Origin of the sequence: Microbacterium pratiae (assembly GCF_047302165.1) — a bacterium.
Classification (GTDB): Bacteria; Actinomycetota; Actinomycetes; order Actinomycetales; family Microbacteriaceae; genus Microbacterium.
On record NZ_CP154843.1, the window covers coordinates 801,181 to 824,299 of the forward strand.

Annotated in this window: 22 protein-coding genes; 16 read left to right on the forward strand and 6 right to left on the reverse strand. The window is 70.9% G+C overall.

The features are described from left to right. Positions 1-41: 41 nt before the first annotated feature. Positions 42-920, reverse strand: a complete 879-nt coding sequence (locus AA0Y20_RS03800) for a phosphoribosylaminoimidazolesuccinocarboxamide synthase (protein ID WP_412937572.1) — start codon at positions 918-920, stop codon at positions 42-44. Between the two features lie 32 nt (positions 921-952). Here AA0Y20_RS03800 and AA0Y20_RS03805 point away from each other — a divergent pair, with 32 nt between their 5' ends. The 3 genes from AA0Y20_RS03805 to AA0Y20_RS03815 all read left to right on the forward strand — a co-directional run bounded on the left by AA0Y20_RS03805 (position 953) and on the right by AA0Y20_RS03815 (position 3,602). Beyond that, positions 953-1,423, forward strand: coding sequence for a DUF2695 domain-containing protein (locus tag AA0Y20_RS03805; RefSeq protein ID WP_412937573.1), 471 nt, complete (start codon positions 953-955; stop codon positions 1,421-1,423). A 65-nt stretch (positions 1,424-1,488) separates the two neighbouring features. Then, entirely contained in the window at positions 1,489-2,112 is a 624-nt protein-coding gene (locus AA0Y20_RS03810) for a PadR family transcriptional regulator (protein WP_412937574.1), read from the forward strand. After that, the gene (locus AA0Y20_RS03815) at positions 2,109-3,602 is read left to right on the forward strand and encodes a DHA2 family efflux MFS transporter permease subunit (RefSeq protein ID WP_412937575.1); all 1,494 of its coding nucleotides are present in this window, start codon (positions 2,109-2,111) and stop codon (positions 3,600-3,602) included. Before AA0Y20_RS03810 ends, AA0Y20_RS03815 begins: the two co-directional genes overlap by 4 nt. Before the next feature lie 116 nt (positions 3,603-3,718). Here the strand turns inward: AA0Y20_RS03815 and purD are convergent, their stop codons facing one another. Continuing rightward, positions 3,719-4,990, reverse strand: coding sequence for a phosphoribosylamine--glycine ligase (gene purD / locus AA0Y20_RS03820; protein WP_412937576.1), 1,272 nt, complete (start codon positions 4,988-4,990; stop codon positions 3,719-3,721). 35 nt (positions 4,991-5,025) lie between these two features. Here purD and AA0Y20_RS03825 point away from each other — a divergent pair, with 35 nt between their 5' ends. From AA0Y20_RS03825 to AA0Y20_RS03855, 7 genes are all read left to right on the forward strand, one after another. After that, the gene (locus tag AA0Y20_RS03825) at positions 5,026-5,394 is read left to right on the forward strand and encodes a sterol carrier family protein (RefSeq protein WP_274178110.1); all 369 of its coding nucleotides are present in this window, start codon (positions 5,026-5,028) and stop codon (positions 5,392-5,394) included. 49 nt (positions 5,395-5,443) lie between these two features. After that, positions 5,444-6,337 (forward strand): HtaA domain-containing protein, encoded by an 894-nt coding sequence (locus AA0Y20_RS03830; RefSeq protein WP_412937577.1) that lies wholly within the window; start codon positions 5,444-5,446, stop codon positions 6,335-6,337. A gap of 2 nt (positions 6,338-6,339) precedes the next feature. Continuing rightward, positions 6,340-7,443, forward strand: a complete 1,104-nt coding sequence (locus AA0Y20_RS03835; RefSeq protein WP_412939697.1) for a heme/hemin ABC transporter substrate-binding protein — start codon at positions 6,340-6,342, stop codon at positions 7,441-7,443. Next, positions 7,440-8,489 carry a FecCD family ABC transporter permease gene (locus AA0Y20_RS03840; RefSeq protein ID WP_412937578.1) on the forward strand — a complete coding sequence of 350 codons (1,050 nt, stop codon included), beginning with the start codon at positions 7,440-7,442 and terminating at the stop codon, positions 8,487-8,489. The genes AA0Y20_RS03835 and AA0Y20_RS03840 overlap by 4 nt, the downstream gene beginning before the upstream one ends. Continuing rightward, the gene (locus tag AA0Y20_RS03845) at positions 8,486-9,271 is read left to right on the forward strand and encodes a heme ABC transporter ATP-binding protein (protein ID WP_412937579.1); all 786 of its coding nucleotides are present in this window, start codon (positions 8,486-8,488) and stop codon (positions 9,269-9,271) included. Before AA0Y20_RS03840 ends, AA0Y20_RS03845 begins: the two co-directional genes overlap by 4 nt. 104 nt (positions 9,272-9,375) lie before the next feature. Then, on the forward strand, positions 9,376-12,258 hold the full coding sequence (locus AA0Y20_RS03850; protein WP_412937580.1) for an HtaA domain-containing protein: 2,883 nt from the start codon (positions 9,376-9,378) through the stop codon (positions 12,256-12,258). 80 nt (positions 12,259-12,338) lie between these two features. Further along, complete coding sequence (locus AA0Y20_RS03855) at positions 12,339-12,662, forward strand: potassium transporter Trk (protein WP_412937581.1); 324 nt, start codon at positions 12,339-12,341, stop codon at positions 12,660-12,662. A gap of 117 nt (positions 12,663-12,779) precedes the next feature. Here AA0Y20_RS03855 and AA0Y20_RS03860 read toward each other — a convergent pair whose 3' ends face one another. Next, positions 12,780-13,391, reverse strand: a complete 612-nt coding sequence (locus tag AA0Y20_RS03860) for a zinc-binding alcohol dehydrogenase (protein ID WP_412937583.1) — start codon at positions 13,389-13,391, stop codon at positions 12,780-12,782. Between the two features lie 73 nt (positions 13,392-13,464). Then, positions 13,465-15,384, reverse strand: coding sequence for an N-acetylglucosamine-specific PTS transporter subunit IIBC (gene nagE, locus AA0Y20_RS03865; protein ID WP_412937584.1), 1,920 nt, complete (start codon positions 15,382-15,384; stop codon positions 13,465-13,467). Positions 15,385-15,482: 98 nt separating this feature from the next. On the opposite strand from nagE, the gene AA0Y20_RS03870 reads away from it, so the two are divergent. The 5 genes from AA0Y20_RS03870 to AA0Y20_RS03890 all read left to right on the forward strand — a co-directional run bounded on the left by AA0Y20_RS03870 (position 15,483) and on the right by AA0Y20_RS03890 (position 21,599). Beyond that, on the forward strand, positions 15,483-16,628 hold the full coding sequence (locus AA0Y20_RS03870; protein WP_412937585.1) for an ROK family transcriptional regulator: 1,146 nt from the start codon (positions 15,483-15,485) through the stop codon (positions 16,626-16,628). A 51-nt stretch (positions 16,629-16,679) separates the two neighbouring features. Then, the gene (nagB, locus tag AA0Y20_RS03875) at positions 16,680-17,465 is read left to right on the forward strand and encodes a glucosamine-6-phosphate deaminase (RefSeq protein ID WP_412937586.1); all 786 of its coding nucleotides are present in this window, start codon (positions 16,680-16,682) and stop codon (positions 17,463-17,465) included. Positions 17,466-17,793: 328 nt separating this feature from the next. Next, positions 17,794-18,912, forward strand: a complete 1,119-nt coding sequence (purM, locus tag AA0Y20_RS03880; RefSeq protein ID WP_412937587.1) for a phosphoribosylformylglycinamidine cyclo-ligase — start codon at positions 17,794-17,796, stop codon at positions 18,910-18,912. A 6-nt stretch (positions 18,913-18,918) separates the two neighbouring features. Then, entirely contained in the window at positions 18,919-20,379 is a 1,461-nt protein-coding gene (gene purF / locus AA0Y20_RS03885; RefSeq protein ID WP_412937588.1) for an amidophosphoribosyltransferase, read from the forward strand. Then, a complete protein-coding gene (locus AA0Y20_RS03890) occupies positions 20,376-21,599 on the forward strand; it encodes a CynX/NimT family MFS transporter (RefSeq protein ID WP_412937589.1) in 1,224 nt (407 codons plus the stop codon). The genes purF and AA0Y20_RS03890 overlap by 4 nt, the downstream gene beginning before the upstream one ends. A gap of 9 nt (positions 21,600-21,608) precedes the next feature. Here AA0Y20_RS03890 and AA0Y20_RS03895 read toward each other — a convergent pair whose 3' ends face one another. Next, positions 21,609-21,785 (reverse strand): DUF3073 family protein, encoded by a 177-nt coding sequence (locus AA0Y20_RS03895; protein ID WP_023953093.1) that lies wholly within the window; start codon positions 21,783-21,785, stop codon positions 21,609-21,611. Positions 21,786-21,933: 148 nt separating this feature from the next. On the opposite strand from AA0Y20_RS03895, the gene AA0Y20_RS03900 reads away from it, so the two are divergent. Further along, on the forward strand, positions 21,934-22,464 hold the full coding sequence (locus tag AA0Y20_RS03900; protein WP_412937590.1) for a universal stress protein: 531 nt from the start codon (positions 21,934-21,936) through the stop codon (positions 22,462-22,464). Between the two features lie 46 nt (positions 22,465-22,510). Here the strand turns inward: AA0Y20_RS03900 and AA0Y20_RS03905 are convergent, their stop codons facing one another. Continuing rightward, a complete protein-coding gene (locus tag AA0Y20_RS03905) occupies positions 22,511-23,119 on the reverse strand; it encodes a PadR family transcriptional regulator (protein ID WP_412937591.1) in 609 nt (202 codons plus the stop codon).

Sequence of the window (23,119 nt, forward strand, 5' to 3'; positions counted from 1 at the left end):
TGCCGCGTCGGCGCTCCGCAGAGCGTGTGTGCGGCCGGTCGTCAGCCGGCGAGCGTCTCGAGGAGCTCGCGGTACTTCGCCGCGGTGCGCTCGACGACGTCGGCGGGGAGGGCCGGGGGAGTGCCGGTCTTGTCCCAGGCGCCCGCGAGCCAGTCGCGCACGATCTGCTTGTCGTAGCTGGCCATGCGCTCGGCGGGCGTCGAGCCGGTGCGCCAGGCCTCGGCATCCCAGTAGCGCGACGAGTCGCTCGTCAGCACCTCGTCGGCCAATGTCAGCACACCGTCGGAGTCGAGGCCGAACTCGAACTTCGTGTCGGCGAGGACGAGCCCCTTGCTCTCGGCGAGGGCCGCCGCGCGCCGATAGATCTCGAGCGACGCGTCGCGGAGCGCCGCGGCGGTCTCGGCGCCGACGAGCTCGACGGAGCGCTCGAACGAGATGTTCTCGTCGTGCTCGCCGAGGGGGGCCTTGTAGGCCGGCGTGTAGATCGGCTCGGGGAGCCGATCGCCGTTCTGCAAGCCGTCGGGAAGCGGGATGCCGCACACCGTGCCGTTTTCGCGATACTCGGCCCAGCCCGAGCCGGTCAGGTAGCCGCGCACGACGCACTCGATCGGCTGCATGTCGAGCTCGCGCACGACCATGGCCCGGGCCGCGACCTCGGCCGGGGGCTGGAGCCCGAGCACGTGGTTGGGGATCGGCCGGCCGCCGTCATGGCCGGCGAGCTGCGCGAACCACCACAGGCTCAAGCGCGTCAGCAGCTCGCCCTTGCCGGGGATGCCGGGCTCGAGGACGTGGTCGAACGCGCTCACACGGTCGCTCGCGACCACCAGCATCCGGTCGGCGGGTCCTTCTTCCGGGCGGTACAGGTCGCGGACCTTGCCGGAGTAGACGTGCTTCCAGCCGGGCAGATCGAGGGCGCTCACCCGGCCATTATCCCGGAGCGTGGGGGGGTGGCGTGGGCCGCGGGTTCGATGTCGGAGGCCCGCACGATCATGTCGGCATGGAAACCACGATTGCCGACGAGGCGGAGCACTACCTGCGCGACCTCGAGGCGTCGTTGCTCGCGCCCACGACCCGCGAATGCCTGGTCTGCTACCTGCAGCGGATGCTGCTCGCGTTCGGCTGTGCCGACACGCTCCGATTCATGCGTCACTATCGCGACCTCCGCACGCCGCGGGCGACGACGCTCGAGCGCCGACTGGTGGCGCGGGGCGGCGAGTGCGATTGCCGTGTGTTCTTCAAGGTCTATACGCCAGCCCGTCCGCTGAGCCTGCCGGGGCTGGCGATCGCCGCGCCCGATCTCGACGCGCGTGCGGACGCCGAAAGCAGCGGCTCGCCCGCCGAGCTGCGCCCCTGCGCCTCGGTCGGGCACGGCTCCGCACAGCCGTGTGCCCATTGGCGCCGGGTGCGGTTCGGCGGGTGGTGAACGATGTCGCGTGGGCCGTGAGAAAAGGCGTATAGTCCACATGGACTAATCGAGAGGGGGATGCCATGCCGGATGCCGTCGACCGACTCACCCCGCTGGGGCTGATGCTGCTCGCGCTGCTGCACGAGGACGACATGCATGCCTACGAGATGGTCCGTCTGCTGCGCGAGCGCAAGGCCGACCGACTGGTCGCCCTCACCCACGGCACGATCTATCACACAGTCGCGCGCCTCGAACGGCAGGGCCTCATCGCCGAGGTCGGCACGGATCGCGACGGCAACCGCCCGGAGCGGACGACGTACACGCTCACCAGCGCCGGCGCCGACATGATGATCGCGTGGGTGCGGCGCGAGCTGCCCGCGGTCGACCGCCCCGACCGATTCCGCGTCGCGCTGGCCGAGTCGCACAACCTCGACCGCGCCGAAGTGGTGGCGCTCCTCAGCGAGCGACGGGACGCCCTGGCGGCATCCCTCGAGGCGCACCGTCAGGCGCGCGACCATGCCATCGAACGCGGCTCATATCCCCAGTTCTGGATCGAGGTGCACCGCGAGACGGCTCTGCTGTCGGCGGATGTCGCCTGGCTCGACGAAGCGGTCGAGTACATCCGTCGTCCCGACACCGTGTGGGGGGTCTCCGACCTCTCACCGACCGACCGCTACCTGGCACAGAGAGAAGCCGCCCGCGCATGAGCGAGAGAACCAGCACCGTCCGCGTCCCCGGAGGCGCCGCGCCCACCGTCAACCCGTGGCCCGCCCTGTGGGCGATGGTCATCGGATTCTTCATGATCCTCGTCGACACCACGATCGTCTCAGTCGCGAACCCCGCGATCAAGGCCGCGCTCGACCCGTCGACGGGCAACCTCGACAACGTCGTGTGGGTCACGTCGTCGTACCTGCTCGCCTACGCCGTGCCCCTTCTGGTCACCGGCCGTCTGGGCGACCGGTTCGGACCGAAGAACATCTACCTGATCGGGCTCGCGATCTTCACGGTCGCCTCGCTCGCCTGCGGGCTGTCGGGCTCTCTCGCCGTGCTCATCGTCGCCCGGGCCGTGCAGGGTCTCGGCGCTGCGCTGATGACCCCGCAGACGATGGCGGTCATCACCCGCACCTTCCCCGCCGAGCGTCGCGGCGCGGCCATGGGCCTGTGGGGCGCGACGGCCGGTGTCGCCACCCTCGTCGGCCCCCTTGCGGGCGGCCTCCTCGTCGACGGCTTCGGGTGGGAGTGGATCTTCTTCGTCAACATCCCCGTCGGCGTCGTGGCATTCGTGCTGGCGTGGCGCCTCGTGCCGCAGCTCGAGACGCACCCGCACCGCTTCGACGTCGTGGGCGTCGTGCTCAGCGCGATCGGACTCTTCCTCATCGTCTTCGGTCTGCAGGAAGGCGAGCACTACGAGTGGGCCGCCGGCATCTGGGTGACGATCGCGGCGGGCGTCGTCGTGATGGCGGTCTTCATCTGGACGCAGGGACGCACCAAGAGCGAGCCGCTCGTGCCGCTCGAGCTGTTCCGCGACCGCAACTTCGCGATCTCGAACCTCGCGATCGCCGCGGTCGGGTTCACGGTGACGAGCATGGCCCTGCCGATGGCCTTCTTCACGCAGCTCGCGCGCGGCCTGACGCCGACGCAGTCTGCGCTGCTGCTCGTGCCGATGGCGGTGCTCTCGGGAGCGCTCGCGCCGCTCGCCGGCCGCATCCTCGACCGGGTCGACCCGCGTCTGCTGCTCGTCCCCGGCCTGACGCTGATGGTCGTGGGCCTCGTCGGCTACGCGCTGCTGATGAACACCGAGGCGCCCGTCCTGCTGCTGCTCATCCCCGCCGCGATCATCGGTATCGCCAACGCCGGCATGTGGGGGCCGCTCGCTACGACGGCGACCCGCAACCTGCCGCCGCGTCAGGCCGGCGCCGGCTCGGGCATCTACAACACGACCCGAACGGTCGGCTCGGTCATCGGCTCGGCGGCCATCGCGGCGTACATGCAGTCGCGGCTGACGGCGAACCTGCCTGGTGCCGGGGATGCCGCGAGCGGCGACTTCGGCGGCGGGGGCGGCACGATGCCTCCCGCGATCGCCGAGGGCTTCTCCGCCGCGATGGCGCAGGCCATGATCCTGCCTGCGATCGTCATCGGGGTCGCGGTGATCGTCGTGATCTTCCTCAAGCGCCCCGCGCACCTCGCGAAGCGCTGAGCTGGTTGACCGGTGGCCTGCCGTAACTCCTCAAGAACACGTTCAGCTCGGACGTCGCAGCCGACGTCGGGCTGGAGACGGCCCGAGATTGAGGAGTTGCGGCGGGCCGCGGCCGCCTAGTCCGCGACGCGGGCGGCGATGTCGGTGCGGTGGTGCGAGCCCTCGAGGCTGATCTCCGCGAGGGCGCGGTAGGCGCGGTCGCGGGCCTGGGCGAAGTCGGTGCCGCGGGCGACGACGTTGAGCACGCGCCCACCGGTGGCGACGAGCCCGTCGACCGACTTGGCGGTCGCGGCGTGCGCGAGGTGCACGCCCTCGACGGATGCCGCGGCGTCGAGCCCCGTCAGTGCCCGGCCGGTCACCGGGTTCTCGGGGTACCCCTCGCTCGCGAGCACGACGGTGACGGCGGCATCGCCCGAGAACGTCGGATCGGGCTCGGACTCCAGTCGCCCGCTCGCCGCGGCCATCAGCAGCTCCGAGAGCGGCGAGGTCAGCCGCGCGAGCACGACCTGCGTCTCGGGGTCGCCGAACCGCGCGTTGAACTCGATGACCTTGATGCCCGACTCGGTGAGGATGAGGCCCGCGTAGAGGAGGCCGATGAACGGCGTGCCCTCGGCGTCGAGGTGGCGGATGACGGGCTCGGCCACGTCGCGCGTGACCTCGGCGACGAACTCCGCCTCGCTGCCGAACCGGTCGGCGAGCCAGGGCAGCGGCGAGTAGGCCCCCATCCCGCCCGTGTTGGGGCCGGCGTCGCCGTCGTAGGCGCGCTTATAGTCCTGCGCGGGGCTGAGGGCGCGCACGGTGTCGCCGTCCGAGACGAAGAAGAGCGACACCTCGGGGCCGGCGAGGAACTCCTCGATCAGCACCGGTCCGCTCGGCAGGTAGGTGTCGGCGTGGGCGAGCGCCGCCTCGCGGTCGTCGGTGACGATGACGCCCTTGCCTGCGGCCAGGCCGTCGGCCTTGACCACGTGCGGCGCCCCGAGCTCGTCGAGCGCGGTCTCGACCTCGGCGCGCGTCCTCGCGCGGACCGCGCGGCCGGTGGGCACTCCCGCCTCATCCATGACGCGCTTCGCGAAGGCCTTCGACCCTTCGAGCTGCGCGGCGACCCTGCCGGGGCCGAAGACCGGGATGCCGCGCTCGCGCAGTGCGTCTGCGACGCCGGCGATGAGCGGCGCCTCCGGGCCGACGACGACGAGATCGACGTTGGCGCTGCCGGCGAACTCGGTCACCGCGACCGGGTCGTTCTGATCGAGGCCGGGGACGATCTCGGCATCGCGGGCGATGCCGGCGTTGCCCGGCGCCGCGAGCAGCTCGTGGCCGGCGCCTTCCGCGGCGAGAGCGAGGATGATGGCGTGCTCGCGCGCGCCCGAGCCGAGGACCAGGATCTTCACCCGGCCAGCCTACCGACCGGGCTAGCGTGGAACCCATGGCCCGCAGCATCCTCACCGCCGATGGCCGCGCCGCGCTCGCCGCCGTCGCCGCCGCCGATGCCTCCGGCGAGAAGCCCGCCCGCACCGACCTGGCGACCGCCGTGCGCTACCTGCTGCAGCTGCTCGTCGAGAAGGCGCCCGGCAACTCGGTCGAGATGCGCGTGCCGCCGTTCGGCGCCGTGCAGGTGGTCGAGGGGCCCCGTCATACCCGCGGCACTCCGCCCAACGTCGTGGAGACCGACGCCGCCACGTGGATCGCGCTCGCCCTCGGCGAGCTGGCATGGGCGGATGCCGCGACGGCGGGCCGACTGCGCGCCTCGGGCACCCGTGCCGACCTCGGGGCGTTGCTGCCGCTCCGTCCCTGACGCGGACTTCGATAGGGTTAGGTGAGCCTGACCTTACCCGGAGTTTCACGTGCGCCTTCCTGTTGTCCTCGCCCGAGCGTCCCTCGGAGCCCTCGTCGTTGCGTCGCTCTCCCTCGGGGGCGCGTCTGCCGCCTCGGCGGTCGGCGCTGCCGAATCCGGGTCGCAGTCTGCCTGCACCATCACCGACGCGACCATCACGTGGGGCTTCAAGGAGTCGTTCCGCTCGTACATCTCCGGCTCCATCGCGAAGGGGGCGTGGGAGCCGTTCGGCGGCGTCGGCTACGAGACGCCCGCGTTCACCTGGAGCGGCGGCACGGGCAGCTACGACCCCGAGACCGGCAGCGGCACGATCGCCTTCCCCGGCGGCATCCGCTTCACGGGCCACGGCGGCCTGCTCGACTCGACGGTGCAGAACGCCACGCTCGAGCTGGCACCGGCGTCGGGTCGGGTCATCGTCGACCTGTCCGGTGTGTCGATGGAGAGCGCGCTGGCCGGGGACGACACCGTCGTCACGACGGCCCAGGTGCCGCTCGTGTCCCTCGACCTCGCGGGTCTCGAGACCACGGTGTCGGGTGAGGCGCTGACCCTCGCCGCGACGGATGCCGCCACCGCGATCACCGAGGAGGGGTACGCCGCTTTCGGTAACTACGAGACCGGAACCGCCTTCGACCCGCTCTCGTTCACCGCGAGCGGGGTCTGCGCGACCCCCACGCCGACGGCCGAGCCGTCACCGACCGCGGATGCTCCGTCACCCGCCGCGGATGCCGCTGAAACGGGCGACGGCGAGAGCGGATCGGGCAGCGCGCTCCCCGCGATCCTGGCCGCCGTCGGCGGTGCGCTGGTCGCGACGGCGGCCGGCACCACGGCAGCGATCGCGGCTTCGCGTCGTAAGCGCCGTGAGGCCTCCGGCGAGGGCCGCCCCGACGACGGGACGGCCGCGTGAGCATGCGGCGGCTCGTCGTCGCGGCGCTCGCCGCTGCGGCCCTCTCGCTGACCGCCTGCGCGCCGGCGACGAGCTCTCCCGAGGATGGCGGCATCGAGGTCGCGGCGGAGCGTCCGCCGCTGAGCGAGCTCGCGACGGCGGGGGACCCGCACTCGATCGAGGGCCCGTCGACCGCCGTCCTCGCCGACGCCGCGGTCGAGCCGGTCGTCACCGACCCCGCCCAGAGTCTGCCGGTCACCGTGACCTCTCACGACCTCACGGGCGACGTCGAGGTGACGGTGGTGGACACGTCGCGCATCATCGCGATGGACCTCTCCGGCTCGTTGGCCGCGACCGTCTGGGGGCTCGGTCTCGGCGGCGACCTCGTGGGGCGCGACGTCTCGACGACGTTCCCCGGTGCTGCCGACCTGCCGGTGGTCACCGGAAGCGGCCACACGGTCAACGCCGAGTCGATCATCGGCCTCGCCCCCACGCTGGTCATCACCGACGGAAGCATCGGGCCGGTCGACGTCGTGCAGCAGCTGCGGGATGTCGGCATCACGGTCGTCTTCGTCGAGCGTTCGGCATCGTTCGACGGCGCCGCCGACCTGGCGCGCTCGGTCGGCGAGGTGCTCGGCGTCGCCGAGGCGGGAGAGCAGCTCGCTCAGCGGATCGTGAGCGAGGTCGACGAGACGCGTGCGCAGATCGCCGCGCTCGCACCGGAGGCCGCGAGCGAGCGTCTGCGAATGGTCTTCCTCTACCTGCGCGGCACCGCGGGTGTCTACTACCTGTTCGGGTCCGAGTCCGGTGCCGACCAGCTCATCACCGCCCTCGGCGGCGTCGACGTCGCCGGTGAGCTCGGGTGGAACGGGATGCAGCCCCTCACGGACGAGGCCATGGTGGCTGCCGATCCCGACCTCATCCTCGTGATGACCGGCGGGATCGAGTCGGTCGGCGGCGTCGACGGCCTGCTCGCCGACAAGCCCGCGATCGCGCTGACAACGGCCGGCCAGCACCGCCGCTTCGTCGACATGGCCGACGGGCAGATCCTGTCGTTCGGACCGCGCAGCGCGGGGGTGCTCGACGCGCTGGCACGCGCCGTCTACGCGCCCGCTCCCGCCTCGTGACCCCGCTCGCCGCAGGGCGCCGCGTCGCGGTCGTCGCGGCCGTGACCGTGGCGCTGCTCGTGGTGGGGGTCGTCCTCTCGGCCGGCCTCGGCCAGCTGCCCGTCGGTCCTGCCGAGGTCGTCGGCTCGCTGCTCCGGGCGATTGGCCTGTCCAATCCGTGGGCGCCGACCGCGCCGCTGATCGAGCAGACGCTGTGGCAGATCCGGTTCCCCCGTGTCGCGATGTCGCTGCTCGTCGGCGCGCTGCTGGCGGTCGCCGGTGCCGTCATGCAGGCGATCTTCGCCAACCCGCTCGCCGAGCCGGGGGTCGTCGGCGTCTCCTCGGGCGCAGCGGTCGGCGCGGCCGCCGCCATCACGCTGGGCGTCTCGTTCCTCGGCCCGTGGTCGATCGCGGTCTGCGCATTCGCGGGCGGCCTCGTCGCGACCCTCGTGGTCTACGCCGCCGCACGCGCGCACGGGCGTACCGAGTCGATAACGCTCATCCTGACGGGCATCGCCGTGAACGCCTTCGCGGGTGCCGCGCTGGCACTGCTGATGTTCGTCGGCGACACCGCGTCACGCGAGCAGATCGTGTTCTGGCAGCTCGGCTCGATGAACGGCTCGCGCTGGTCGGAGGTGGCGATCGTCGCGGTCATCGGGGCGCTCGGCGCAGCGGCATCCATTGCTCTCGCGCGTCGCTACGACCTCCTCGCGCTGGGTGACCGCACTGCAGCGCACCTCGGCGTGCGCGTCGAGGCGCTCCGCATCGGGTCGATCGTGCTCGTGGCGCTGCTGACGGGGGTCGCCGTCGCGTTCGTCGGCATCATCGCGTTCGTCGGTCTCGTCGTGCCGCACATCGTCCGCATGCTGGTGGGGCCCGCACATCGCCGGCTCATCGTCCTCTCGGCCCTCGGTGGCGGGGTCGTGCTCGTCTACGCCGACCTCCTGGCCCGGACCCTCGTCGTGTCGGCCGACCTGCCGATCGGCATCCTCACGTCGCTCGTCGGCGGTCCGTTCTTCTTCTGGCTCATCCGCCGCACGCGGCGCACCGCCGGGGGCTGGTCGTGACGGGCGCGGCCGTCGAGCTGCGGCATGCGAGCCTTCGGCTGGGTGACGCGACGATCCTCGACGACGTGGACATGGATGTCGACTACGGCCGACTGATCGCGCTCGTCGGACCCAACGGTGCCGGTAAGTCCAGCCTGCTGTCGCTGCTGACGGGGGATCGCGCACCCTCCTCGGGGGATGTCCGTCTCGACGGGCGCCGGGTGGGCGAGTGGTCGGCCCGGGAACTCTCCCGGCGGCGATCTGTGCTGCTGCAGTCGAACCAGGTCGCGTTCTCGTTCTCCGCGGGTCAGGTCGTCTCGATGGGCCGGACGCCCTGGATCGGCACCGAGCATGCGGCCGTCGACGACGCGCGCATCGCCGATGCCGTGGCACGGGCGGATGTCGCGCACCTCCTGCATCGCGACTACCCCTCTCTCTCCGGCGGCGAGAAGGCGCGCGTCTCGTTGGCGCGGGTGCTCGCGCAGGACACCCCCGTCGTGCTGCTCGACGAGCCGACCGCGGCCCTCGATCTCCGACACCAGGAGGACGTCCTCCGCGTCGCGCGCGGGCTCGCGCGGGAGGGGAGAGCGGTCGTCGTCGTGCTTCACGACCTGTCGCTCGCCGCGGCCTACGCCGATGAGATCGCGATGATCGACGGTGGCCGGCTCGTCGCCCGCGGTGATGCGCGTTCCGTCCTGACCGCCGAGCGGGTAGCGGCGGTCTACGGCACCCCGGTGAGGGTGCTGGACGATCCGGACACCGGCCGCCCGGTCATCCTCCCGCGCCGTCATGCCGAGCCCTGATTGCCAGCTCTTTCACAAATAGAGATTAGGTAAGGCTAAGCTAACTGATGTCGCGTGCCCGACGCGCGAGCTTCACCTGCATCGAGATTCGGAGGGTTCCCATGATGAGAACCAGGAGGGCGGCGCTGCAGCGTCCGCTCGCGAGCGTGCTGACCGGCGCGCTCATAGCCATGGCCGCCGTCGTCGGCGTCGCCGCCCCGGCATCCGCCGCCGGCCCCGCCCTGACGACGTCGACCACCGTCGTCGCGAACGAGAAGATCACGGTCGCCATCGCCGGCACCGGCTTCGAGGTCGCCCCGCAGTACCCGGGTCAGCCGACCCGGCACGCCTATGTCGCCCTCGTCGAGAAGGGTGATCTGACGGTCGACCAGTCGAGCACGCCGAACGCCGCGCTCGACGTCTCGGCCTCGGGGGAGATCAACGGCAGCCTCGAGCAGGTCGCCGCGGAGCTCGACCCCACGAAGGCGTACGAGATCATCTCGTGGCCGTCTCGCTCGTTCCCCACCGAGGCGAACCTCCTCGCCCGCGCCGACGTCTCGATCGACTGGGCTGCCCTCTTCCCGGCCGTCGCCGAATCGACCACGACGACCCTGTCGGCCTCACCCGACGGCACAGCCGTCGAGGGCGCCGACGTCACCCTGACGGCGACGGTCTCGCCCGCGGCATCCGGGTCGGTGTCCTTCACGGCCGGTGACGCATCGCTCGGATCGGCTCCGGTCGACGGGGGCGTCGCGAGCATCGTCACCTCGTCGCTCGCCGTCGGCGCGCACACCATCGCGGCCGCGTTCACCCCGGCCGACGCCACGGCCTACTCCGCCTCGACCGCACCGGCGCTGAGCTACACGGTCACCGCGAAGGCGACCGAGCCCGAGACCCCGGTGCGGGTCCCCACCCTCACGCTGTCGAAGTCGACCGGGCTCGACCCCGCGGGCGAGCAGATCACGGTCACGGGCACGGGCTACGACCCGGCTCAGCCGATCTACCTCACGACGTGCACCGACCGCCCCCTCGCAGAGGTCGACTTCGCCTTCATCGCGGCGGGGTGCACCAGCGGCGCGAAGGTCGTCACCTCGAACCCGACCACGGCGACGATGGTGAAGTTCACGGAGGACGGATCGTTCGAGACCACGCTGACGGTCGCGCCGAAGGGCGAGACGACGGCGGTGTACACGATCGCCAACCACACCGGCATGACCAACCGCACGCAGGACGCGAAGGCGGTGGTGTCGTTCGCGACCGCCCCGGCCGAGCCGCTCCCCGCGCCGACGCTCACGGTCACCCCGAACACGGATGTCGACCCGAGCGGCGCCACGCTGACCGTCGAGGGGCGCAACTACCGCCAGAGCGAGGTCGGCGCCGGATTCGCGCTGCGCTTCGGCTGGGTCGCCGAGACGTGGAAGCCCACCGACGGGGCAGCGGATGCGGCGCGTCCGTCGATCTCGTACGTCCGGGTCTCCGACGAGCCGACCGGAGGCACCAACCTCCAGTGGAGCGAGAACGCCGACGGCACGGTCGACTTCACGTGGACCGTCCAGGTCGATGAGAAGTCCGCGAACGACAAGCGCCCCGGCGATGACTACCGACTCGGCGTGTTCACCTTCGGCAACAAGGTGTCGCAAGGCCTGCAGCCCGACAACGAGATCTTCGTCCCCGTGACGTGGGCCGAGGTCGCACCCCAGCCCGAGCCGACGAAGAGCCCGAGAATCACGGTGACCCCGAGCGCCGACCTCGACCCGGCCGTGACCAACACGCTCACGGTCTCGGGCACCGGTTTCGTGGGCGACAGCGCCGCCAACGGCGCGTACGTCGTCTTCGGCGAGAAGTCGCTCTGGGCAGGCGCCGGACCGCTGCCCGCCGAGGGCTGGGTGCAGCTGGCCTGGGTGCGCCCGGGCTCGATCGTGGGCGGCGCGTTCACCGTCGAGCTGACGGTCCCCGCAGGCTCGCTCGACCCGACGAAGAGCTACCACGTCGCGACCTCGGCAGCGCACGCGCTGTCGATCACCGACCGGACGCTCGACACCTTCGCCGACGTCACCGTCGCTCAGCCGACGGCCCCGTTCGTCGCGTTCGCGGGCTCGGCGACGGTCGCCCAGGGTGGAGTGCTCGAATTCACCGGCGGTGGCTTCGCGCCCGGTGACGTCGTCACGGCCGTCGCGCACTCCGAGCCGGTCACGATCGGCACGGCGACGGCGGATGCCGGCGGACGCTTGTCGTTCTCGTGGGCGGTCCCGGCCGGATTCGCGACGGGCGACCACACGCTCGAGCTCAGCGTCGGCGGCGCCGTCGCGGCATCCGCGCCCTTCCGTGTCACGGCTGCCGCCGTCGCCGCAGCCGTCGAGTCGCCCGCCGAACCGTCGTGCGTCGCACGGTCGGTGTCGGGCGCGACGATCCAGTGGGGTGTGAAGGAGTCGTACCGCTCGTACATCACCGGCCCGATCGCCAAGGGCGAGATCTCCGGCGGCTGGGGCAGCGGTTCGGGTGCGTACAGCCCCAAGAACGATCGCGGTCGCGTCAGCTTCGGCGGATCGGTGCACTACACCGGCCACAGCGGCCTGCTCGACATGACCCTGTCGAACCCGCGGGTTCAGATCACCGGCGCGAACACCGCCTCACTGATCGTGAACGTGCAGTCGAAGGGCTACAACGGCTCGCCCGACGTGAACGCGAACGGCGTCGTCTTCGCGACGCTCTCGCTGCCCGCCGCCACGACGACGGCCGACCGGATCAGCTGGACGGGCGCATCGGCGACGCTGACGGCCGCGGGGGCAGAGGCCTTCGCGGGCTTCTACTCGGCCGGCGAAGCACTCGACCCGGTGAGCATCACGTTCCCGCTCGGGGCCGAGGTGCCGTGCGACGCCTCGACCGATGCGACCCTCGCCGCGACCGGTGGACAGGCTCCCGTCGACACCCTGTGGCTGGGTGCCGGAATGCTGCTGATCGGCGCGCTCGCCGTGTCGTTCACGCGTCGCCGTCGCAGCACGGTCTGACGACTGACGACGTGACGCGTCGTTGAGTCCCGTCTTGTCGCACCGCCCGGGCATCGCTCGGGCGGTGCGACAATGGACTCATGGCTGAGGAGATCACCGAACGGGTCGAGTCGGCGCGCGTGCGTCGGGTGCCCAAGTACAGCGTGTTCCTCCTGCTCGGCGCCGCTGCGGGCATCATCGTGGCGTTGGCCCTGACGTTCGGCATCCCGGATGAGGGAGTCAGCACCAACACCGGCCTGCAGTACTCCGCGGGTCAGGTCTTCGGCTTCATCGCGCTCGGCGCCATCCCGGCGTGCATGGCGATCGCGGCCATCATCGCCCTCGTGCTCGACCGCGCCGCGCGCCGACGCACGCGCGAGGTGCGCATCCTGCACGAGCGCGTACGCACCCTCGACGACGCCTGACGCGGGCTCGACCGCGAGTCAGGCGCACTTCCGTGCGTCGGCCGCAGCTTCAACCGCGCCTCATCCACGCACGTGCGCTTCTTGCGCGGGCGCGGGCGCCGGGCGGGATGCCGCGGGTCAGGCGATCTCGGCGATGATCGGGGCGATCGCGGCGTCGAAGGCCACGACGTCGCTGCGCAGCCCGTCGGTCACGGCGATCGTGAGCGCGCCGATCCACCACACCCCGCGCTGGCTCAGCGGCAGAACCTGCACGTTCAGCTCGAACGAGTGCGCGCGTCGGCCGATGCGGCGCTCGTGCTGGGCGAGCGCCCCGGCGTAGGCGCGGTAGGCGACGGCGCCGGCCCCCGACGAGCGCGCCGTGTACCGGCCGTGCACGTCACGCGCGAAAGCGACCGCCTCGGCCGCGTGCGGGCGCATCTCGATCTCGAGCCGCTCGAATCCCTCGGTGGGCAGGGCGACGAGCGTGTCGAACCCGTCGACCAGGTCGAGCGGCACGGGCGAGGGATGCGCGAGCGGCTCGACCGTCATCTCCCAGTACGCCCGCCACTGCTGTTCGAGCTCGGCCTGCGTCTCGGGGGCGCGTTCGATCGGGGCCGCCTCGACACCGCGCAGGTGCGGCAGCTCGTCGGGAGAGCGGATGCCGAGCACCTGACGCAGGTACAGCGCGACGACGACCGAGGGCGCGGCATCCTCCCGCACCACCCATTCGGGAGTCTTCGCCGCACTCATGGCGCCAGTTTAGAGCTGGGGTGGCGGGTCGCGGCCGGTGCCGAGGCGATGATGCCCGACACCGGCCGAGGTGTCACTCGAACTCGACCGTCGCGCGCTCGTTGTTCAGCACGATGACCGGTGTGATGGGGGAGTAGCCCGCCCCGCGGATCACGGCGGTGTCGATGCGGAGCAGCGGATGCCCCGCGTGCACGCCCTCGCCCTGCTGGACGAGTGCCTGGAACCCGCGACCCTTCAGATCGACGGTGTCGATGCCCACGTGGATCAGCAGCTCGGTGCCGTCGTCGAGGGTCATCCCCACGGCGTGCCCCGTGGGGAACACCGTGGTCACGGTCCCGTCGGCGGGCGCGACGACGGTGTCGCCGGTCGGATCGATCGCGAGGCCCGGGCCCATCGTCCCCTGCGAGAACATCGGATCGGGAACCTCCGCGAGCGGCACGACCCTGCCCGCGACGGGCTGACGCAGTCGGACGACGGCGGGAGCGGTGGTCGTCACGGCGCCCGCACCCTGCGGCGCCGAGGATGCCGCGGGCGGCTCGACCTCGCGTCCGGCGAGCACGTCGTCCATCGCATCCTTCACGAACTGCACGTTGAGTCCGTAGACCACCTGCACCGACTTGGCGCCGGAGATCATGGTGCCCGCGGCGCCGGCGCGCTTGAGCGCGTCGCTGTCGACGCGCGACGTGTCGGCCACCTCGAGGCGGAGGCGGGTCGCGCAGTTGTCGAGCTGGACGATGTTCTCCTTGCCGCCGAGACCCGCGATCATCTTCTCCGCGGTGGGGCCGTAGCCCGCGTCGCGGCCCGAGGTGGCGGCATCCGCGTCGAGCGCGTCGTCGTCTTCGCGGCCCGGCGTCTTGAGCCGGAACTTCAGGATGAGGAACCGGAACACCAGGAAGTAGACGACGAACCAGAACACGCCCATCACGGGGATCATCCAGGGGTTCTGCGCCAGCGGGTTGAACCAGCCGAGGACGAGATCGATGAAGCCGGCCGAGAAGCCGAAGCCCATGCGGGTCGGCAGCAGTGCGGCGATGAAGACCGAGATGCCGGTGAAGACGGCGTGGACGAGGTAGAGCCACGGCGCCAGGAACATGAACGAGAACTCGAGGGGCTCGGTGATGCCGACGAAGAACGCGGCGACGGCCGACGAGAGCAGGATGCCGGCCACGACCTTCTTGCGCTTGTCCTTCGCGGTCACGTACATCGCGAGGGCGGCTCCCGGCAGGCCGAACATCATGATCGGGAAGAACCCGGTCATGTACTGGCCGGTGACGCCGTAGACGCCATCGCCGTTCGCGCCGCCGAGGAAGTTGTTGAGGTCGTTGATCCCGGCGACGTCGAACCAGAACACCGAGTTCAGGGCGTGGTGGAGGCCGAACGGGATGAGCAGTCGGTTGAGGAATCCGTAGAGCCCGGCGCCGACGGGGCCGAGGGTCGCGATCCACTCGCCGAAGGTCACCAGACCGCCGTAGACGAAGGGCCACACGAACAGCAGCACCAGGGCCACGACGAGGGATATGCCCGCCGTGACGATCGCGACGGATCGCTTGCCGGAGAAGAACGAGAGCGCGTCCGGCAGCTTGACGTCCTTGAAGCGGTTGTAGGCCCACGCGCCGATGAGGCCGCAGATGATCCCGACGAAGACGTTCTTGATGTTGGTGAACGCGGGATCGACGTCGGCGACGTCGGCAATGCCGAAGAACTGACCGACCGTGGCCGGGGCGAGGAGCGTCGTGACGGTGAGCCACGAGACGAGGCCTGCGAGGGCCGAGGTGCCGTCGGACTTGTTGGCCATGCCGATCGAGATGCCGATGGCGAAGAGCAGGGCCATGTTGTCGAGGACGGCGCCGCCGGCCGCGAGGAGGAACGTCGAGGCGATGTTCTCGCCGGCGGCGGCGACGATCCAGTTGCCGATCCCCATGAGGATGGCGGCGACGGGAAGGACGGCGACCGGCAGCATGATCGACCGGCCGAGTCGTTGGAAGAATTTCACGGGTCACTCCGATGTGCGCGGGGGAACGGGGTTCTGACAGTATTGGTTAAGAACGTTTCCGAATTATTTCTCGGGAACTGTACTCGATCGGGGAGCGTATGACTACGACGTCAGCGGACGGCACGGCTTCACGGAGGGCGCGCGGCCGCCGCATCCGTCCCGAAGACGCGCGCAGCAACAACCGCCGCCTCGTCCTGCAGGCGCTCCACCGCGAGGAAGGACTGTCGCGTGCGGACATCGCACGCGCGACGGGACTCTCGCGCGTGACGATCTCCGATCTTGTCGGCGAGCTCGTCGACGAGCAGCTGGTGGTCGAGAGCGGCCGGGGGCACCGGTCGGGTCCGGGCGCGCCCTCTCGGGCACTCGCTCTGGCGCGGTCGTCGCGCAATGTCGTCGCCGTGTCGATCTCGAGCGGCGACACGATCGAGGGCGCGGTCGTCGACCTCGGCGGAACCGTCATCGCCCGCGAGGTCGTCGAGCGGCGCGGCGCGACCGGGTCGGAGGCGCTCACGGTGCTCGGCGACCTCATCGACCGGCTCGTGCGTGAGGCGGAGGCTCCGATCCTCGGGATCGGCGTCTCGACGCCGGGCGTCGTCGACGGCGCGGGCGTCGTCCGCGAGTCGTCGCACCTCGACTGGCACGACGTCGCGCTCCGCGGCATCCTGTCCGACCGCACCGGTCTGCCGGTCTCGGTCACCAACGGCCTCAACGCTGCGGGGATGGGCGAGCTGAGCTTCGGCAAGGTCGACCACGACCTGCTGCTCGTCCGGATCGGCGCCGGCGTCGGCGCCGCGGTCATCATCAACGGCGCGGTCGTCCACGGCCGCAACTGGGCCGCGGGCGAGATCGGTCACGTCGTCGTGACGGAAGGCGCGGGTCCCGTCTGCGCGTGCGGCCGGACCGGATGCCTCGAGGCCTGGCTGTCGGTGCCGAAGCTTGAGGCGCGGCTCGCCGCGGCGCCCGACGACGAGGCCGCTCAGCTCGTCCGCCGCGAGGCCGGGCGGTGCCTCGGAATCGCGCTGTCGCCGCTCGTCGCGACGCTCGGACTGACGGATGTCGTGCTGAGCGGGCCGGCGGAGCTGATCGAGGGGCCGCTCATCGACGCCGCGAGCGAAGCGATCGCGGTCCGCGTTCTGCCGATCCTCTTCGACGACCTGACCGTGCGCCTCGCCGAGACCCACGGCGATCTCCGGCTGCGGGGCGCGGCGGCCCTCGTGCTGTCGGAGACCCTCGGCCTGACCTGACCCGCGGCGCGAAATCCGCCCTCCAGACCACACCTGAAAGAAGGAAGAGCCATGGCCGAAGTCGTCATCGTCCCCAGCGAGCAGGAAGCGGGCCGACTCGTCGGCGACGCGATCGTCGACCTCGTCCGTCGACGCCCGGACGCCGTGCTCGGGTTGGCGACCGGGTCGACCCCGCTCGCCGTATACCGGCATCTGGCGGAGCGCGTTCGCGGTGAGGACATCGACGTGTCGCACGTGCGCGGGTTCGCGCTCGACGAGTACGTCGGACTGCCCGCAGGGCACCCGGAGAGCTACCGCAGCGTCATCGAGCGCGAGGTCGTCGAGCCCGTCGGGTTCGACCCGGGGCGCATCGAGGTGCCGCACGGAGACCTCGACGGCATCGAGACCGCCGGCGACCAGTACGAGGCCGCGATCCGCGCGGCGGGCGGGGTCGACCTGCAGATCCTCGGGATCGGACGCACCGGGCACATCGGATTCAACGAGCCCGGCAGCTCGCTCGCCTCGCTGACGCGCGTCAAGACGCTCACCGAGGAGACCCGGGCCGACAACGCGCGCTTCTTCGACTCGCCCGATGACGTCCCGATGCACTGCATCACCCAGGGCATCGGCACCATCCTGCGCGCCCGGCACCTCGTGCTGCTGGCCTTCGGCGAGGCCAAAGCGGATGCCGTCGCCGCCGCCGTCGAGGGACCGGTCAGCACATCGGCGCCGGGATCGGCCGTGCAGCTGCATCCGCACGTGACCGTCGTCGTCGACGAGGCGGCCGCGAGCGCCCTCACCCAGACGCCCTACTACCGCCACGCGTGGGCCAACAAGCCCGCCTGGCAGGGCATCTGACCCGCGGGCGGGCGTAGACCCGCCCCGTCGAACCCCTGCGCTGTGCCGCGAACAGGCTGAGCGGTGCAACGTCGCCCGCCGGGCGGGGTTCGGCACACCTGAGCCTGTTGACGGCACGCCCGCGCACCCTCGCCGATCTCGCTGCGCCGGTCGGCGGGACGGCGGGTTCGCCCAGCTCGCGATTCCGCGAACAGGCTGAACTGCGCCCCACCGCCCCGCGGGCGACCCTCGGCTCACCTGAGCCTGTTTGCGGCACGCCGCCGGCCGATTCGGCCTCGCGAGACACGCCCGGCGCTCAGCCCCTCCGTGTGCCGGTACTCTGGATGCCGTGGCCTCGAGTCCCACTGATCCCTATACCCAAGCCGGCGTCGACACCGCGGCGGGAGACCTCGCCGTCGAACTGATGAAGTCGGCAGTCCGGCGAACCCACGGCGACGAAGTCCTCGGAGGTGTCGGCGGCTTCGCCGGCCTCTTCGATGCGAGCGCGCTGCTCGGCTACACCAAGCCGCTGCTGGCGACCTCGACCGACGGCGTCGGCACGAAGGTCGCGATCGCGCAGGCCATCGACAAGCACGACACGATCGGGCAGGACCTGGTCGGCATGGTCGTCGACGACATTGTCGTGGTCGGTGCGAAGCCGCTGTTCATGACCGACTACATCGCATGCGGCAAGGTCGTGCCCGAGCGCATCGCCGACATCGTCCGCGGCATCGCCGACGGCTGCTCGGCCACCGGCACGGCCCTGGTCGGCGGCGAGACGGCCGAGCACCCCGGTCTTCTGGGCGTGAACGACTACGACGTCGCGGGTGCCGCGACGGGTGTCGTCGAGTCCGCGCAGGTTCTGGGAGCCGACCGGGTCCAGGACGGCGACGTCGTGCTCGCGCTGGCTTCGAGCGGCCCGCACTCCAACGGCTATTCGCTGATCCGACACATCATCACGGGTGCGGGCATCGGCTACGGCGACCAGGCCGCCGACTTCGGTCGCACGTGGGGCGAGCAGCTGCTCGAGCCCACGCGCCTCTACACCTCGCCGCTGCTCCGTCTGATCGCCGAGCTCGGCGACGGCATCCACTCGCTCAGCCACGTCACGGGCGGTGGCATCGCGGCGAACCTCGCGCGCGTCCTGCCGAAGGACACCTGGGTCGACGTCGACCGCACGACGTGGTCGCCCTCCCCGGTCTTCCGGGTCCTCGCCGACCTCGGCGGCCTCGAGATCGAGCGCACCGAGGGTACCTGGAACCTCGGCATCGGCTTCTTCGCCGTCGTGTCGCCGGCTGCAGCGGATGCCGCGATCGCGGCGCTCCGCGCGGACGGCATCGACACGTGGCAGGTCGGCGTCGTCTCGACCGGTCCGCGCCCCGACGGACACTACGAACAAGGCGCCAAGGGCGTCGACGGCGGTGCCGTGCGTCTCGTCGGCGGTTACCGCGAAGCAGGAGCGAACTAACCCCCTATGTGCGGAATCGTCGGAATCGTCGGGCAGTCCCCGGCGAACCAGGAGATCTACGACGCCCTCCTGCTGCTGCAGCACCGCGGCCAGGACTCGACGGGGATCGCGACCGCTGAGAACAGCGGCGTCTTCCACATCTTCAAGGCGAACGGCCAGGTGCGCGAGGCGGTCCGCACGCGTGACATGCGGTCGCTGCTCGGCAACATCGGGCTCGGCCACGTCCGCTACGCCACGAAGGGCACCGCGTCGAGCGAGGAGGAGGCGCAGCCCTTCTACGTCAACGCTCCGTACGGCATCGTGCTGGTGCACAACGGCAACCTCACCAACACGCGCGAGCTGACCGACGAGCTGTTCCGCAAGGACCGCCGTCACCTCAACACCAGCTCCGACACCGAGCTGCTGGTCAACGTGCTCGCGAACGAGCTGCAGGCGACCATCTCCGGGCTCGACCTCGACCCCGACCAGGTGTTCCAGGCCGTCGAGCGCGTGCACGAGCGCGTCGAGGGCTCGTACGCGGCGATCGCCCTGATCGCCGGTCACGGGCTGCTCGCGTTCCGCGACCCGTTCGGCATCCGTCCGCTCATCCTCGGCACGCGCCGGGCCGAGAACGGCCGCGACGAGTGGACCGTCGCATCCGAGTCGCTCGTGCTCGAGAACGGCGGCTTCGAGGTCGTCCGCGACGTCGAGCCCGGCGAGGCGGTCTTCATCGACGCCGACGGCACCCTGCACACGCGGCAGTGCGCGCAGCAGACGCAGCTCGCGCCGTGCTCGTTCGAGTACGTCTACCTCGCCCGACCCGACTCGATCATGAACGGCATCTCGGTCTACGAGGCGCGTCTGCGCATGGGGGAACGCCTCGCCGACACGATCGCCAAGTACACCCCGCAGGGTGCGATCGACGTCGTGATGCCGATCCCCGACTCGTCGCGTCCCGCGGCGATGCAGGTCGCGCGCAAGCTCGGCATCGAGTACCGCGAGGGCTTCTACAAGAACCGCTACGTCGGTCGGACGTTCATCATGCCGGGGCAGGCGGTGCGCAAGAAGAGTGTGCGCCAGAAGCTCAACGCCATGTCGAGCGAGTTCAAGGGTAAGAACGTCCTGCTCATCGACGATTCGATCGTCCGCGGCACGACGTCGAAGGAGATCATCCAGATGGCCCGGGATGCCGGTGCCAAGAGCGTCACGTTCGCCTCGGCCGCGCCTCCCGTGCGCTACCCGCACGTGTACGGCATCAACATGCCCTCGCGCCACGAGCTCATCGCCCACGACCGGACGATCCCCGAGATCGCCGAGGAGCTCGGCTGCGACTACCTCGTGTACCAGGAGATCGACGACCTCAAGGCGGCGATCGTGGAGGGCACCGACATCGTCGACCTCGATATGAGCTGCTTCGACGGACGCTACGTCACCGGAACGGTGAGCGAGGAGTATCTGAACTGGGTCGAGGGCACCCAGCAGTCGTGACTTCGCTCTGGCGGGGACGCGTCCTCGCGTTCCTCGGCGTCGTCCTCGTCGCCTTCTCGTTGCGGTCGGCTGTCGCATCGCTGTCGCCGATCCTCACCGAGATCGACGCCGACCTCGGTGTCCCGTCGTGGGTGGCGGGGCTCATCGGGGCTGCGCCGCCGGTGTGTTTCGCGGTCTTCGGCGTCGTCACCCCGGTCCTCGAGCGACGGTTCGGCCTGCAGCGGCTCGCTGTCGCGGCCATGGTCGTCGCTGCGGCGGCGCTCCTCGGCCGCGCGCTCGCGCCGGACGCGGGGGTCCTGCTGATCGCCACGACCGTCCTGTTCGCCGCGATCAGCACCGGCAACGTCGTGCTGCCTCCCCTGATCAAGACGTACTTCCCCGACCGCGTCGGGACCATGACGGCGGTGTACTCGACGATGCTCGCCGTCGCCGCTTTCGTGCCGCCGCTCGTGGCGGTGCCCATCGCCGACACGGCCGGATGGCGGTTCTCCCTGGGCCTGTGGTCGGTGTTCGCGGTGCTGGCGGTCATCCCGTGGCTCGTGACCCTGCGCCGCTCGCGCATAGCGGCGGCCATGGGGGATGCCGCGGCGCCGCCTGCTCCGTCTCCGAACGTGCTCGGACGGCTCGTACGCCTGCCGATGGCCTGGGCGATCGCCGTGACCTTCGCGGTGTCGGCATCCAGCGTCTACGCGTCGTTCGCGTGGCTGCCGATCATCCTCGTCGACCTCGCCGGCGTCTCGCACGCCGCCGCGGGCTCGCTGCTCGCGCTGTTCGGCGCGATGGGGTTGCCGTGGTCGATCCTGGTTCCCCTCGTCATCACTCGGTGGCAGCGGCTCGGCGCGATCTACGCTGTCGCGGCTTCGGCCGGACTCGTCGCCGTCGCGGGGCTGCTCATCGCGCCGGGGTCGGCGGTCGTGCTGTGGGTCGTGCTGCTGGGCACGCCGCAGATGCTGTTCCCGGCCGCGCTGGTGTTCATCCAGCGGAAGACGAGGACGCATGAGGGCACGGTCGCCCTCAGCGGATTCGCCCAGAGCGTCGGCTACGCCGTGGCCGCGGTGTTCCCCATCTCGTTCGCGCTGCTGCACGAAGCGACGGGGGACTGGACGGCCCCGCTCATCATGATCGGTGTGCTGATGCTCGCAGCGATCCCCGCGGGGATCGTGGTCACGCGCCCCCACACGATCGAAGACGAGTGGGAGCAGCGCCACGGCGCTTGGTGATGAGCCCGGTCAGGCCTTCTCGTCCTCGTACTCGTCGGAGTACTGGTCGGCCCACTTGTCGACGTACTGATCGTCGTCGGAATGAGCGAGCTCCTTCTCGAGCGAGGAGAAGTTGACATTGTAGGTGTCGTACTTCAGCTCACGCGCGATCTTGGTGTGCTTCGCCTTTTGACGGCCACGCCCCATGCGAGACCCCCTCATTTCTGAGTCACGGGCTATTCAGCGGTGCCCGGAGCATTTCACGATCCGGCGCTGCGCCGGGGAAGAGTAGCATCAAGAATAACACGGGGGCCCCGAGCCATCGCCGGTGCCGCCGCTGAGACAGGGGGCGACCATGGCCGATCAGCACTCCGCAGGCGACGAGAGCCGCCTTCCGGAGACACCTGTCATCGCGGGAGTCATTCCCGGACAGTCGCCCCGCGTGGTGGTCGAAGCGGCCCGGTACGCATCGATGCTCGGCGTCGGACTCGTCGTCGTGCACGTCGATGTCACGCGGTTCGTGACCTATGAGGACCCTGACGGCTACGTGCACACGGCTCCGATCGACCTCGGGGCGGTATCGAGCGCGGCGCAGCTCGAACAGATCCGCGCGACCGCGGCCGAGGCTCTCGCGTCGTCGTCGGTCGACTGGACCGTGCATCAGCTGGTCGGCGATCCGGCTCTCGCGATCAAGCACCTGGCGGACCGCCTCGACGCGAAGCTGCTCGTCGTGGGCACGCGTCGACGTGGCATCGGCGAGTCGATTCGCGAGTTCTTCACCGGTTCGGTGGCCGCGCGGCTCGCGCATCGTCAGCAGCGCCCTGTCCTCGTGGTGCCCCAGGGGCAGAACGCCGCAGACGACGAGGACCTCTGGCCCGAGCCCTGAGCTGGGCGGGCAGAGGTCCTCGTCGCGTCTCGGACGCCGCGTTCCGTCAGCTTCGCAGCGTCCGGAGCACCTCGTCGCGGGCTCGATTCAGGGCCTCGACGAGGTCATCGACGGCGGATGCCGTGACGTCGCCGTCTCGTGCGATGTGCGACCGCAGATCGGCCTTCAGGTTCGCGCGGAACTCTGCGATCGCGGCATCCGCTCGCTGCGCTTGAGCCCGCGCCTCGGCTCTCGGGTTCTCCGGTGGGGCGGGGCGCGTGGCCGTCTCGTGATCGACGTTCGCCGCGGCGGCGAGGTCGGCCTGCAGGCTCTTCATCGCCGCGCGCACGCTGCCGCGCACCTCGTCGGCGATGAGACGGATGCTGTCGGCCAGGCCGGCCTGGATGCCGTCGAGATCGTGCCGCCGGGCCGAGAGCTCGTCGCGCCCGGCATCCGTGATCTCGTAGACGGTCTTGCGGCCGTCGACGGTCTTGGTCACGAGCCCCTCGTCCTCGAGTTTCGCGAGGCGGGGGTAGATCGTGCCCGCGCTCGGCGAGTACGTGCCTCCGGTGCGTTCGGTGAGGGCCTGCATGAGGTCGTACCCGTGGCGCGGCGACTCGTCGAGGAGCGACAGCAGGTACAGGCGCAGGTCGCCGTGGGAGAAGACGGGCGGCAT